The organism is Schlesneria sp. (genome assembly GCF_036405755.1).
GTDB classification, from domain to species: domain Bacteria; phylum Planctomycetota; class Planctomycetia; order Planctomycetales; family Planctomycetaceae; genus Schlesneria; species Schlesneria sphaerica.
In genome coordinates this window covers 1-12,815 of record NZ_DASWWZ010000346.1, presented here as the reverse complement: position 1 = coordinate 12,815, position 12,815 = coordinate 1, and the positions used below count along the sequence as shown (strand labels likewise).

Genomic DNA, 12,815 nt, shown 5'->3' with positions numbered 1-12,815 from the left:
CTCATGAAAAGGAAGACTGTTCTTCAACGTCTGCGATTTGCGCGCGGGTTCACGCTGATTGAACTCCTCGTGGTTATCGCGATCATCGCGGTGCTGATCGCATTGCTCCTGCCTGCTGTCCAGCAGGCTCGTGAAGCAGCCCGTCGCACCCAATGCCGAAACAATCTGAAGCAGATTGGTCTGGCACTTCACAACTACCACGACACAGCTCTGCGGTTTCCGCAAAGCGTGATCTGGGGCTACCGTGTGCCTGGTACGACCACCATGCTCCCCTATCATCACACATGGATGACAGGGATCCTGCCGTACATCGATCAGGCTCCCCTGTACAATCAGGTCAACTTCATGTTGCCCGCCATCTCGGGCGGCGTGAATCAGCCTCACCTGGCGATTCAGCTACCTGCTTTTGTTTGTCCTTCGGATGCGGCCAGTATCTCCCCCGTCGGTGGGACACATGGATTTGCAACCACGGACTACTCTGCCTGTAACGGGTTCGACTGGTGGAGCCGTCCCCCAGCAACGGACACGGTTAATAACTTCTACGGTGGGGTATTCAACCCACTGCAGAGCGTGAAAATCAGTGACATCGTCGATGGGACATCGAACACCATCGCTGTTGCAGAAACAGATCGCGGTGGATTTGAAGCTGGCCCTCCTTCGACCTCGGGGACTGGACGCCGCCGAATTGCGAACAACGGTGTTTTCCGTGCCGCATTCATCGGTGGACAGTTTACAACCGAAATGAACGAAGGTGGAAAAGACTTTAACACCGCAATTGCCTTCCCGTTCCCGGATGGATCAGCAAACAGTGGTGGCTGGTGGAAGCCTGCTCCTTATCTGTACGCGCCTTCCTTCATCGCTCAGTACGGTCCCAACGCGGAATGGCCAGGGACTTCCAGTTACCACACCGGTGGAATTCATGCGCTGATGGCAGACGGCTCCGTTCGCTTCATCAGTCAAAACATTTCGTGGAATGTTTACTACGCGACCAGCACGATTTCGGGCAACGAAATCGTCGGCGAGTTCTGATCTTGGTGAATGGCAATTTGCAGCGAATGTGATGTTTTGAAGTACTGAATTGCTGCGGGTGTCATCGCGATGCCCGCAGCAAGTTCATTAGTTGTTACCTCTTCCTGCGAAGGAGTGAAATATGTTCTCTAGCAGAATCTTTTTAAGCTGGATCGTATGTGTGACCGCGCTGGCGGTGACGGGTTGCGGTTCAGGAAATCCGAAAGTTCATAAAGCATCCGCCGTTGTACGACTGGACGGTGAGCCATTCGGTCCTTGCCAACTCTTACTGGCTCCGCTGTCCAAGGAGAAAGACGCCCGGACTGCCGTGGGGATGGTGGACAAAGAGGGGAATGTCGAGTTCACCACCTATAAGATTGGGGATGGTCTGCCGCTTGGCGAATTCAAGGTGATGGTCCGATCTGCGATCAGTGCGGCGCCCCCTAAGCCAATTCCTGCGGTGTATCAGAGCGAAGGCAGAACTCCCTTGCGGATTACCGTTCGTGACTCGGGGGCCAACGAAATCGCTCTCGACATGGAAGATGACAAAAAGAAGTCCCAGTCTAGCCCCAACGATATCTCTGCCAAGATGAACGCGGTCTTCCAATCGGATGCATTCCGCGCTGGCTCGAGTTCAAACGCTGAGTGAAGCTCTGAGAGTTGCTGACGTCATCGCGCGACATCGTGGATGATTGAGAGTAGCCGTGGCTGAGCCAATTTGCGGGCTGAGAAAAAGAGAGTTCCCGCAGTGCTCGTTTGCCGTCCGTTTCGTCAGGTTCCACCGACGGCAGTACTGGCCAGTCCATCGACGGGCCAGTGCTGCCTGGGGGGAGGTGCAATGGGAGTGGGAAGGCCACTTTCACGGTGCACGAGTTTCTTCCATTGCCTCAGTCGTTCTTGGCTGGAATTTTTCCTTCCTTGATGAGGTCGAGAAACACCTTTCCGTCGGCGTTCTTTTCGATGACCGATTTTTCCCACGCGGCCTTGAAGACCTTCATTGCTTCTTCGGTATTCTTGGCCTTGTCCGCTGCGGTGTAATCGCGGTGTTTGAACCGGTCATGGAAGACTTTGCCGAAGTCGTTCAGACCGTGTCCTTTGGCCTTCTTGTCAGCGCCTGGCTTGTGGCAGACATCGCACTTCGACTTCAGCGAATCGAGCGTTTCCAGGAACGGTTTGTATTCGCCGTCGTCCTTGTAACCCTCCTTGATGTATCCGGGAATCGACGGGAACGCGTCGACAGTCCCGATGCATGTCAGGCACAGCGCCGCTGAAAAGAGAATCCCTGGGAGTTTCATTCAACATTCCTTTACTGGGTTAAAACAATCGCTCATCGTTGCGATGAGATTATCCATATCGGTATTTGATCAACGCCACGAAATTGAACGCGGGAAAAATTTCGTTTCTGCTCAGGACTCACCCGTCTTGGCAATTGCCACGGGTGCGTTACCGTTCTGTCCAAAATGGCAGCATACAGGACGGTTTCAAAAGGCCCGATGAAACCCACTGCGACCATGATCGCTCCCCTGCCCCGTCTCGTTCAACGTTACACGTCCAGGTCGTCGACCAGATTGGCATCGCTCATAATGATGCGATACCGTTCGCTGGCGTCCTTTCCGAGCAGTTGCGAGAACGTCTTGTCAGCGTCGACCAGGCTGTCGATGTCGACGGCGAGCAACGTCCGTGTCTTGGGGTCGAGGGTCGTTTCTTTCAACTGGTTGGCGGTCATTTCACCCAGTCCTTTGAACCGGCCGATTTCGGGTTTTCGGTTGGCAGGCAGTCCGGCCAGAATTTCTTCTTTGTGGGCGTCGTCCTGAGCGTACATGATCTGGGTGCCGACCTGAATCTTGTAGAGCGGTGGCTGTGCCAGGTAGAGCTTGCGATTCGTGATCAGGTCGCGCATGTGCCGGAAGAAGAACGTCAGCAGCAGCGTACTGATGTGGTATCCGTCGCTGTCGGCATCCATCATCAGGATGATTTTGTCATATCTCAGTTGTCGTATGTCGAAGTGGGGGCCAACGCCGGTTCCCAGCGTCTCGACCAGGTCCTTGATTTCCTGGCTTTCCAGAATTTTGCTGGTGGCGAGGGATTCCGTGTTCAGGATCTTACCGCGCAGTGGCAGGATTGCCTGTGTGCGGCTGTCCCGTCCCATACCGGCAGTTCCACCTGCAGACTGACCTTCCACGATGAAGAGTTCTGCTTCGGACGGGTTGGTTGCTCGGCAGTCGAGTAGCTTTCCGGGAAGACTGGTTCGTCTCGAGGTCGGGGACTTGCGACGCACTTCCGTGGCAGCTTCGCGACTGGCCTGACGGGCCCTTGCTGCCAGAACAATCCGGCCGACAACGGCATCGGCGATGGTCGGATTGGTGTTGAGCCACGTTTCCAGCGCGGGACGGACCACCCCTTCAACCGCAGCGCTCATCTCGGGGTTGTTGAGTTTCTCTTTTGTTTGACCCTGGAACATCGGATTCGAGAGAAAGACTGACAGAATTCCCAGCACCCCTTCACGGATGTCGGAATTCTCGATGGTCACCCCCTTGATCTTGATGTCATGAACTTCCATGTAGTTTCGGACGGCTTTGGCCACGGCCGAGCGGAAGCCCGACTCGTGCGTCCCACCGGCGTGGGTCCGAATCCCGTTGACGTAACTGCGGACCTGTTCGTCGGTCGCCTCGGTCCAGCGAAGGACCGCTTCGATCTTGACCGAACCATCTTCGCGCGAGGCCGAGAAAGCCTGTTCATGAATCGATTTCTTCTGGCCTTCTTTCAGAATCTTTTCCAGATATGACACAATCCCGTCAGGATGCAGGAACTCGTGTTTCTCTTTCTTGGCCTCATCCGTGAACGTCAGTTTCAGTCCCGCGTGGATGTAGGCGATATCCTCCAGATGCTGCCGGATCGTTTCCGAGTTAAACGCCGTCTTGGTGAAGATCTCTTCGTCCGGACGAAAATAGATCGTGGTTCCGTGGCCCCGGAAGGGTCTGACCTGTTTGACCGGCGTCGTCGGACGGCCTCGCTTGTAACGCTGGGTGTACTCGAAACCGTCGCGGTAAACGGTCGCAGTCATTTCGCTCGACAGCGCGTTCGTTACGGAGGATCCAACCCCGTGTAGACCGCCGCTGCGGGCATAGGCCTGGCTGTTGAACTTGCCCCCGGCGTTCAGCGTCGTCAGCACGGTTTCCAGTGTCGACTTTTTCGTTTTGGGATGAACATCGACGGGGATCCCACGGCCGTTGTCTTCGACAGTGCACGAGGCGCCGTCCTTGTGCAGTGTCACCGTGATCTCGGTGCAGTGTCCGGCCAGGTGTTCGTCGACGCAGTTATCGACGATTTCCCACATGAGGTGATGCAGTCCGCGCGTGTCGGTTCCGCCGATGTACATCGATGGGCGCATGCGGACGTGATCCAGTCCCTCCAGGACTTCGATATCTTTTGATGTATAGTCAGCGCTGGACATAAACACTTCCGTGTTGGTTTGACTTGAACGGGTTTCGGGACCTTTGCCCATCTCGCTCGAGACAGGGCGTCAGGTGTAGTGACGGCACGAGCGGTGTTCGTGCCGGATCAGTTTGAATGGTCGTATGGCGCACGGACTTGTCGCGCGGGAATGTACGGGCGACGAGCTGGAGGCGGGCGTTAACAGAGTCAATGCACGAGGTGTGTCGCCTCATGTCGAACAGTCTGCTGGCCCGCCTTGTCGCCCGCGTCATGCGTTCTACCCCTTCTCTGCCTCGATCGCCGCCCAATCGACCAGAGCGATTTCAGGACGAATAACATGCGTGAAAGAACTTCGCTGGGCGGCCCGAATCCCTTTCCCGCCGCGCGCCGTGACTTCGTACTTCATTTGTCCAAAAACCAGCACCTTATCGCCCGAGGTCTGGACGCGCAGACAGTCGCTGGGTCGTGACATTTGAGCTGCGCCGAGCACCTCGTCTTTGTCGTCGGACAGCTTGATCCCGCGAACCCCCTTCCCTGCCCCGGACAGGATCGGAACGTCGTCCATGGAAAAATGGATGATTCGTGCCTGCTTCGTGGCGACGAACAGCGATGTCGCGTCACGGACGAGTTCGACCCAGACAACCCGGTCACCCTCAACGGGACGGCAGTATTTGCGACCGGATTTCGTCGACGGGACTCGAAACGGTGCCAGCGGCAGTCGCATGATCTGCCCCTGTGCGGTGAGTGCCAGGAAGTACGGCGCCGGAGGGAGTCCTTCGCCCATATCCTGGTCTGACGGCGTGAAGCGTGCATCGGTGGTCAGAGCCGCCACGATACTCACCCCGTCGCCAATCTTGACGTGCTTGGAGATTGGTTCTCCGTAACCGGACGACACGGGAACGGCCTCGATCGGCAGCGTGTACGCGGTCCCGTCGCTCGCAAAGTAAATGACGTTATCCACCGTACTGCCGGGAATCACGTCCAGCACGGAATCCCCTTCTCTCACCCGTGTCGTTTCCACGCTTTGCAGGCGTCCGACACGTTTGACCCAGCCTTCGCGAGTCAGCACGACATTGGTGTTTTCGCGGACGATGTAGGCCGAAGCATCAAATTCAACGATCTCCTCGCTGCTGCCGATCGACGTTCGCCGTTTATCGGCAAACTCGTTCGACAACTCTTCCAGTTCCGCGCGAACGACGCCCCAGAGTTTCTTTTCCGATGAAAGCAGCTTGCGAATCTTCTCGGCGGCGGCTCGTTTTTCGTTCAGTTCGCCGACGATCGAGTCAATTTCGAGTTGCGAGATTTTGTAGAGCTGCATTTCCAGAATCGACATCGTTTGCTCTTCATCGAGCAGTGGAAATGCTTTCAGCAACTTGTCGCAGGCATCGCGCTTCCCCGAGCTGTTGCGGATGATCTTCAATGCCTTATCGAGGTCATTGAAGATGATGGCAAATCCTTCCAGCAGGTGAATACGCTGCTCGAGTTGCCTCAGATCAAATTCCAGCCGCTTCCGCAGGGTCGCCAGGCGGAACTTAAGGAATTCCTGCAGGATCTGCACCAGACTCAGGCGAGCCGGCACCATCGAACCGGTCTCGTCTGGCACCAGGCAGGTCGCGTTGTAGCCGAAGTTCTGCTCAAGTGATGAATGCTTGTAGAGATACGTCATCACCTGTGCGGGGTCGGAACCGGGCTTCAGATCGAGCACGATCCGCAGGTCGTGCTTGTTGTCGGTTTCGTCATTGGAGTCGAGCAGTTGCGGCAACTTGCGTGAGGTGACAATCGCACCGATTTCGGCGGCGAGCGGTCCCGATTCCACGCCATAGGGGATGGAGTAGATGATGATGCGATTGCTGGTCTCACCTTTCTTGGTTTTTTCCATCATCCATTCGCCACGCACCTTGATCGCACCGCGGCCTTCTTCGTAAATAACCCGCAGATCTTTACGGTCGGTGACGATTCGCCCGCCGAGCGGAAAATCGGGGCCTTTGATCAGCTTCAGCAGATCCTTCGTCTCGGCATCCGGGTTGTCGATCAGGTGAATACACGCCGCGATCAGTTCTCCCAGGTTATGGGGGGGGATGTTGGTTGCCATACCGACCGCGATGCCGGATGCGCCGTTGGCCAGCAGGTTGGGGTATCGTGCGGGGAGGACGACCGGTTCTTCTTCCCGGGCGTCGTAGTTGGGCCGCATTTCGACGGTCTGGAACTTCAGTTCCTGATTCAGGTGTTCGGCGAGCTTTGTGAGTTTGGCTTCGGTGTAACGGGACGCAGCGGCGGGAAGTCCCATGATCGAGCCGAAGTTCCCCTGTCCGTGGACGAGCGGATATCGCAGCATGAAATTCTGCGCCATACGGACCAGAGCGTCGTAGATGGCCCCTTCACCGTGAGGGTGGTAATCCCCCATGGTGGCCCCGCAGATCTTGGCACACTTGAGCGTCTTGCTGTCTGCCGTCAGTCGCAGGTCTTCGTACATTGCGTACAGAATTCGCCGCTGCACAGGTTTGAGCCCGTCGCGGACGTCCGGCAGCGCCCGCGACATGATGACCGACATGGCGTAGTTCAGGTACCGCTTCCGCGTTTCCTGGCTGAGCAACACATACTCGATACGATCACCGTTCTCGGATCGCTGCTCTCCATTTCCGTTGTCTGACGTACGTTTCGCCAATTTCAACTCCGTTTAACTGCACTGCTTCGCTCGATTGCGGCAGGTCGATTCTCTGTGGGCTGAGGACAAATTGCCGGGGCTCCGAAGGGGAATCCGGATACGGCAGTGGGGGTGATGCTAAAGCATTGCGGATTTTTTGCGAACGATCGGATGGGTCGGGCTGACTTTTCCGGCTTTGACGAGTCTGCTGTAACTAACAGTTACACCGGTTGAAACGAATCTGCAACCGATTGTAAGCCGTTAAATCGTAAACCTTTGCAAAAATCGTCGCTGTCGCTTCGATGCGTCCGGAATGACTCATTTTCGCGATCGATCCCAACCGAAATTGAGAGGGGTTCTATCGTCCGAACAGGTCGGATGAACAGGGAGTCTTGCCCGGCACCCGTTGCTGAAGGCGACCCAAGGAGGGGGATTCGATGATTGGTTCTAAGTTGTCCGCCGTGTGGCCGGTGGTTCTTTCCGCGTTAATGATGCCTTCGATCCATGCCCAGGATCAAGAGATTGATCCGTTCGGAGCGGATCTGATGCCCGTGACGTCCGCGACGGACGAAGCGGCACCTGCGCTCTCCAGTCAACCCGCTTCTTACCGCAAAGGTCAGTTCGATGGACAGGCCCCGATGGCCATCGATGCCAATCTGGGTGGGGGCGGCGGTGTGGCCCCGCAGCAGCAACCTGGGTACGCCTACCTGGGAGCACCCATGTATCCCTGCCCACGGCCGAACATCCCGATCTGGACCGGATCGACGATGATCACCAACCAGGCACTGGCCCCGCACGAGATGCTGTATCCACACACTTACCGCGCGATGTACCCACCGTACTACCACCGGGTCAAGGGGCACTGGCTCCTGACCCCGCTGGGTGTCCGGTCGCATGAGAAGTGGGAACTGCAGGGGACCATGGTTCAGGTCAAGTACCGTTCCGCTTACCCCGGCCTCTTGAGCGGAGCCGGCTGGCACCCACCAGCAACATCGTACATGCACGGAGCGTGGCGATAATCGGTCGAGGCTGATCCCGTTCGAGAAAGGAATCTCATCATGCACTGGCAGTTCAAACTGGGAACTCCACTGCTACTGACGGTGGTCGGGTTTGTGACGGTCTCGCCGGCCTGGTCGGCAGAGAAAGTGACCCCGAAAGCCCCGGCCAAAATCCGGCTACGTAGCAGTGAACCGCGGTCGGCTGCCAGGGCACCCGCCGCACCGGCGAAGGTCGAGACCCCCTCTGCGGAGGCCGAAGCCGAGGCCGCGGAATCCGACTCAAAAGTGACTCAGGCGAGCTTCAGTTCGACAGTGGTGCTGATGGATACCACGGTCGATCCGAACGTGGGGAACGACGGGCAAGTGGTTCCCAATCAGCTTCCTGATCCGCATGCTGCCAAGCTGCGTGCGAAATCCCGGGATTGTTACTACGCCCGGCTTCATCGAGCGAGTTGTGACGTCGTCAATACAGAAAAAGAAAATGCCCGCGACTGGTTTAACTATATCCGAGGTTACGGACCGGTTGTCTGGGTGCGGAATGGACCGGAATTGAGCTGCCACCCCCCTTCAATTCCCTTTGCAAAACGAATCGGCGGAGCGACTGCGCCTCAGTGGGGGGGCGTGACAGGTGTCCCAGTGCAGAGAGAAATCTCACCACACACAGTTTACGTCATTCAAGCTGAGGACCTGCAGTATCGCGTTTTCAAAGTCGCCAAGTAATGGCGAACGCACGGAATTCGGCAGAACACCGGTTCCGCATTCAGTTTCAAACACCGTTTGTTAACACCGTATGGATCAGAGGTTGAACCAATCCATCCGAGGGAATGGAAGGATTTTTGATATGAAGTCGTTATGCAAAAATATTGTCTGGAGTACGCTCGTCCTGGGACTTGCCGCTGCTCCTGCAGGGACGCTGCTGGCCGATGAGTCCAGCCCGGTGGGTGTCGTACGAATTACCAAAGTGAAAGCGGGAACCGCTGCCAGCGACCAGGTGACCCCCGTCAGCGCTTTCCACGAAGCCAACTGCAACACGACGGCCGCACCGGGATGCACATCGGGAACTCAGGTTCCTGCGTTCTCAGGATCGGCCACCTCGGGAGGACTGGGGTCCAGTTACGGAAACGGATCTGGTGCCGGAGCAGGTGCTGGCGGAACAGCAGGTGCAGGCGCTGGTTCCGGTTTTGGAGATGGGACAGGCGCCGGAGCCGGAACGGGTTTTGGTGCGGGTGCAGGGGCTGGGACTGGTCAGGGATATGGACCCGGTCCTGTCGAATTCCACGACAGTGCCCGCGGTTACCGCAAGTATGCTCGTCAGGACTGGCGTTATTCCGACTGGGGTAATGACAACAGTTGGGGAGCCTCAGTGCACCGTCGGACACAACGACACAGCCTGGCCCTGGAAAACGCCTACGGCCGGTCCACGGGTCATACTCCATCGATGTACTACCACGACCCCTCGGGTCAGGACATGTGTGACTACTTCAAGGCGAAGTTTGGCTACTTCATTCCCACGGGTGGTGGTGGAGCGGGACTTCCCTGGGTCGGACACTACGGCCGGGTCTATCCCGTCAATCCTTATCACACTGACTCGCGCGATGGTCAGGTCTGGGCGGCCCAGGGATACGGCATTCCGATGGCTGTTCCGCTGGCTCCCGTGGTCGGTCATACCTACGAATACGGTTGGGGAGTCCCCTCAAGTCGACTCGTCCCCGTTTCGCACCCCGCGTACTGAGTTTATTCACAATCACCCTCTTTAGCCGCCGCGGATCGCGGCATTCAAGTACCGCCTCCGCCACGGACTGGCTCCGACCGGCGATGATAAGGAAACTACGATGAGGTTCACGAAATCGAATCGATTGATAGCGGCCGCGTTTGTGCTGGTCCTCGGCTCGGCTGACCGGGGATTCTCACAGCAGGGGCCGAATAATGCAGGGTATGTCCGGATTACCGACGGACGTCCCCGGACGACCGTTCAACCTGCCAGCGCCCGCAACGCTCAAGGGGTGCAGCAGGTCGGCGGCCATCACCTAAGGTCAACCCCCTGCCCGACCGGCAACTGCGAACCCGTGACCGGGTATATCGACGGAAGTTGTCCGACAGGAAATTGCCCACCAGGAGGGGCCTGCCCACCCGGTCACCACTGCCACGGATGTCTGCACGGCAAGTTCGGCGAACACTACTGCAAGCATTCGCCTGACTACGGCTATTCACCCCCCGCCAAGTACCCGCTGCAGCGACGGGGTGTGGAGTATAAGCACTACTTCCCCGCCCAGTGGTACGGGGCCGGTGCTGACTACAGTCAGTCGACCGCGCCGATGGTTTATCAGCCGACCGACACGACACAGCTCGGCTATAAATACCAGCACGTTCCCTTCTGGCAGCCTGACCCCAGTCGATTGCCACCCCGACCGGTTCCCGCACAGTGGCACATCCATGCCCCTGCTGTGCAGGCTTCGCGGTTCTGCAATGGTCAGTGGGCCGGATATATGGGACCCTACACAGGAGGCCATTTCGGACACCATGGTCATTTCGGACACGGCGTCAACTCGTACTACACGAACGGGGCGATCGACGGGAACTGCCCGCCGAATACGGTTCCCTCAGCGGTTCCACAGCCGATTCCGCAAGGAAGCGATGTCGTCCCCCCGATCCAGTCCGCTCCTGGCAGCATCGAAGCGGCTCCGCAGCCACTCGATTCTGTCGGCATCGAAGGCTCGAATGACGATTTTGGATCGGACTCCGACTTGAGTCTCGATCTGGACGAAGTCCCAGACCCCGCCTAGACAGCCTCCCGCGGAGAACAGCTGCGAAAGGGATCTCAGTCCAAACGCTGATCCCCGCCGAAAACAGGACCAGGGTTAACACCCCATCAAGCAGAGGTCGGAAGCTCACCCCCGAGTTTCCGGCCTCTCGCCATTTCCGCCCCGTCCTGCCACGCCACCCGGCCAAACTCGACAAGATGCCACTGCTTGCCCGCTTCGGGAAGCAGTGCTCTTCGTGCCAGGGGCGACGCGGTAAAAGAGTCGACCCGATAAACAAAAGAGTTTCAACCAACCCGTCAGGGGTCAAGTAGGTTGGTCCCCAGAATCAGAGTTCCCCAGACTCACGGTCGAGCTGACTCCATGCCGCAGATCTGTGACAGACCGAAGTCCTTTCTTCTGTGGAACTATCGACGAAGATCTCCGGAACACGATCTACTGGAACCTGTGTCGCAATTGGAACCCGCCCCGAAGAAATCAACGCTCTGTCTGGATTCAATGTCGGAGTTCCGTAAGATTGCAGCAGCGCAGGTTGACCCTTTCTTGGGACTGGCGGTCGGTTTGAGTCGAAGAGCGAAGGAGATTCGAATGCCACAAACGGAAAGCAATTCACTGGCCAGCTTCCACGAGTTCGTGGGCCAGCAGCTTGCGTCGGCCTCGGCGGCTCGAGTAACTCCCGAGTTGGCGCTGGCCTTGTGGCGTGAACGCGAAGAAACACGCGCCGCCATTCGGGAAGGGCTGGCAGATGTCGAGTCAGGTCGCGGTGACCCTGCTGAAGATGTGATCCGCGAGCTCCGTGAAGAACTCAACAACGTATGAGCTTCCACGTTGTGGTATCACGTCGGGCCAAAGCCGATATTCGTGAAATTGTCACATGGATTCGAGAACGCTCAGCAAAAGGTGCGGTGAGCTGGGTGGACGCCCTCGAAAAATCCCTGAAACAACTGGAACGGACTCCAGGTTCCCGTGCCCGTGCAGTCGAAGCGGACGAATTCAAAATCGACCTTCGACAACAGCATTTCAAAACTCGCCGCGGAAACACCTACCGAATTATTTTCGTGGTTCGAGAAACAACCGTTCATGTGCTCACCGTTCGCGGAGCGGGGCAGGATTTCCTGCAGCCGGATGAAATCGACCTGACCGAGGAATCGTGAACGAATCGCATTAGCATGTGCGTTCCGTTTCCTCCGATGATCCGATGCCTCGAAGGCAATCGCGTCTGCTTAGTAACGAAGCCGTCAGTCGACTTCGCTGAAGTCGATGTCGGGAAGTTGGTGCTGGATTTGTCGAACGACTTTCGTCGGGACTTCCCACAATTGGAGCGCTCCCTTGCAGGGGATTGGTTTTGGTAAGGGGGTGACGTCTCCGAAGACCCAGCCGTAGTTGATCGTGCCGTCATCGGGTCGCCAGAACCATTTGGAGCGGGTCTTCGTGACGATGTTGACAATGCGGGCGACTCCACAGATTGCCGAGTAATCCAGTGTGTCGAGGTCCGGAATCCGATGGCCTCGAGGGAACCCGGCATCGCGGTTCGGTGTGCCCCCTGCGTGGATGGCGATCCAGCCGCGAAAGTCTCTTTTCCAGGATCGGTTCTCGACATCTTTGCCTTCGTGCAGAATCGCGTGAACCCATGGCTGTTTGATCGTCATCGCTTTCACTAATGCTTACCTCTGTAAGTAGCCCGCAGATCGGTTGAGAGACAGTAGATCCGCCTGCTCTCGTCGACTTGGTCTTTCGATTACGATTTCACAGTAGCAATCGCGTGCTCCTAGTGAAACTGATGCTCACCACTGACTCTCTCATCCCACTCGCACAGGTTCGAGAAATGCCTCTGCTTGCCCGCTTCGGGAAGTAGTGCTCTTGGTGTCCGGGTCGATGCGGTAAAAGAGTCGACCCGATAAACAAAAGAGTTTCAACCAACCCGTCAGGGGTCAAGTAGGTTGGTCCCCAGAATCAGAGTTCCCCGGAATC

General features: G+C 57.2%; 12 protein-coding genes. 8 read left to right on the top strand and 4 right to left on the bottom strand.

The window, feature by feature from the left end:
• Window positions 1-1,029, top strand: a 1,029-nt coding sequence (locus VGE80_RS11905; RefSeq protein ID WP_440592820.1) for a DUF1559 family PulG-like putative transporter, incomplete at its 5' end; no start/stop codon positions are given.
• Between the two features lie 121 nt (window positions 1,030-1,150).
• Window positions 1,151-1,657, top strand: coding sequence for a hypothetical protein (locus VGE80_RS11900; protein ID WP_440592819.1), 507 nt, complete (start codon window positions 1,151-1,153; stop codon window positions 1,655-1,657).
• Between the two features lie 238 nt (window positions 1,658-1,895).
• Here the strand turns inward: VGE80_RS11900 and VGE80_RS11895 are convergent, their stop codons facing one another.
• From VGE80_RS11895 to VGE80_RS11885, 3 genes are all read right to left on the bottom strand, one after another.
• Window positions 1,896-2,303 (bottom strand): hypothetical protein, encoded by a 408-nt coding sequence (locus VGE80_RS11895; RefSeq protein WP_373653065.1) that lies wholly within the window; start codon window positions 2,301-2,303, stop codon window positions 1,896-1,898.
• A gap of 248 nt (window positions 2,304-2,551) precedes the next feature.
• Window positions 2,552-4,462 carry a DNA gyrase/topoisomerase IV subunit B gene (locus VGE80_RS11890; RefSeq protein ID WP_373653064.1) on the bottom strand — a complete coding sequence of 637 codons (1,911 nt, stop codon included), beginning with the start codon at window positions 4,460-4,462 and terminating at the stop codon, window positions 2,552-2,554.
• 258 nt (window positions 4,463-4,720) lie between these two features.
• Window positions 4,721-7,108 (bottom strand): DNA gyrase/topoisomerase IV subunit A, encoded by a 2,388-nt coding sequence (locus tag VGE80_RS11885; protein ID WP_440592818.1) that lies wholly within the window; start codon window positions 7,106-7,108, stop codon window positions 4,721-4,723.
• A 416-nt stretch (window positions 7,109-7,524) separates the two neighbouring features.
• Between VGE80_RS11885 and VGE80_RS11880 the strand changes: the two genes are divergently transcribed.
• From VGE80_RS11880 to VGE80_RS11855, 6 genes are all read left to right on the top strand, one after another.
• Window positions 7,525-8,106 carry a hypothetical protein gene (locus VGE80_RS11880; protein WP_373653062.1) on the top strand — a complete coding sequence of 194 codons (582 nt, stop codon included), beginning with the start codon at window positions 7,525-7,527 and terminating at the stop codon, window positions 8,104-8,106.
• Between the two features lie 39 nt (window positions 8,107-8,145).
• Entirely contained in the window at window positions 8,146-8,805 is a 660-nt protein-coding gene (locus VGE80_RS11875; protein WP_373653061.1) for a hypothetical protein, read from the top strand.
• 121 nt (window positions 8,806-8,926) lie between these two features.
• Window positions 8,927-9,817, top strand: coding sequence for a hypothetical protein (locus tag VGE80_RS11870; protein ID WP_440592817.1), 891 nt, complete (start codon window positions 8,927-8,929; stop codon window positions 9,815-9,817).
• Between the two features lie 100 nt (window positions 9,818-9,917).
• On the top strand, window positions 9,918-10,868 hold the full coding sequence (locus tag VGE80_RS11865; RefSeq protein WP_373653059.1) for a hypothetical protein: 951 nt from the start codon (window positions 9,918-9,920) through the stop codon (window positions 10,866-10,868).
• Window positions 10,869-11,432: 564 nt separating this feature from the next.
• Window positions 11,433-11,663 carry a hypothetical protein gene (locus VGE80_RS11860; RefSeq protein WP_440592816.1) on the top strand — a complete coding sequence of 77 codons (231 nt, stop codon included), beginning with the start codon at window positions 11,433-11,435 and terminating at the stop codon, window positions 11,661-11,663.
• Window positions 11,660-11,998 (top strand): type II toxin-antitoxin system RelE/ParE family toxin, encoded by a 339-nt coding sequence (locus VGE80_RS11855; RefSeq protein WP_440592815.1) that lies wholly within the window; start codon window positions 11,660-11,662, stop codon window positions 11,996-11,998. The genes VGE80_RS11860 and VGE80_RS11855 overlap by 4 nt, the downstream gene beginning before the upstream one ends.
• An 84-nt stretch (window positions 11,999-12,082) precedes the next feature.
• Here the strand turns inward: VGE80_RS11855 and VGE80_RS11850 are convergent, their stop codons facing one another.
• A complete protein-coding gene (locus VGE80_RS11850) occupies window positions 12,083-12,493 on the bottom strand; it encodes a hypothetical protein (RefSeq protein WP_440592814.1) in 411 nt (136 codons plus the stop codon).
• Between the last annotated feature and the right edge of the window lie 322 nt (window positions 12,494-12,815).

Coding starts and splice junctions, on each gene's coding strand:
- VGE80_RS11900 (WP_440592819.1), top strand. CDS start 1,151: ATGTTCTCTAGCAGAATCTTTTTAAGCTGGATCGTATGTGTGACCGCG.
- VGE80_RS11895 (WP_373653065.1), bottom strand. CDS start 2,303: ATGAAACTCCCAGGGATTCTCTTTTCAGCGGCGCTGTGCCTGACATGC.
- VGE80_RS11890 (WP_373653064.1), bottom strand. CDS start 4,462: ATGTCCAGCGCTGACTATACATCAAAAGATATCGAAGTCCTGGAGGGA.
- VGE80_RS11880 (WP_373653062.1), top strand. CDS start 7,525: ATGATTGGTTCTAAGTTGTCCGCCGTGTGGCCGGTGGTTCTTTCCGCG.
- VGE80_RS11875 (WP_373653061.1), top strand. CDS start 8,146: ATGCACTGGCAGTTCAAACTGGGAACTCCACTGCTACTGACGGTGGTC.
- VGE80_RS11870 (WP_440592817.1), top strand. CDS start 8,927: ATGAAGTCGTTATGCAAAAATATTGTCTGGAGTACGCTCGTCCTGGGA.
- VGE80_RS11865 (WP_373653059.1), top strand. CDS start 9,918: ATGAGGTTCACGAAATCGAATCGATTGATAGCGGCCGCGTTTGTGCTG.
- VGE80_RS11860 (WP_440592816.1), top strand. CDS start 11,433: ATGCCACAAACGGAAAGCAATTCACTGGCCAGCTTCCACGAGTTCGTG.
- VGE80_RS11855 (WP_440592815.1), top strand. CDS start 11,660: ATGAGCTTCCACGTTGTGGTATCACGTCGGGCCAAAGCCGATATTCGT.
- VGE80_RS11850 (WP_440592814.1), bottom strand. CDS start 12,493: ATGACGATCAAACAGCCATGGGTTCACGCGATTCTGCACGAAGGCAAA.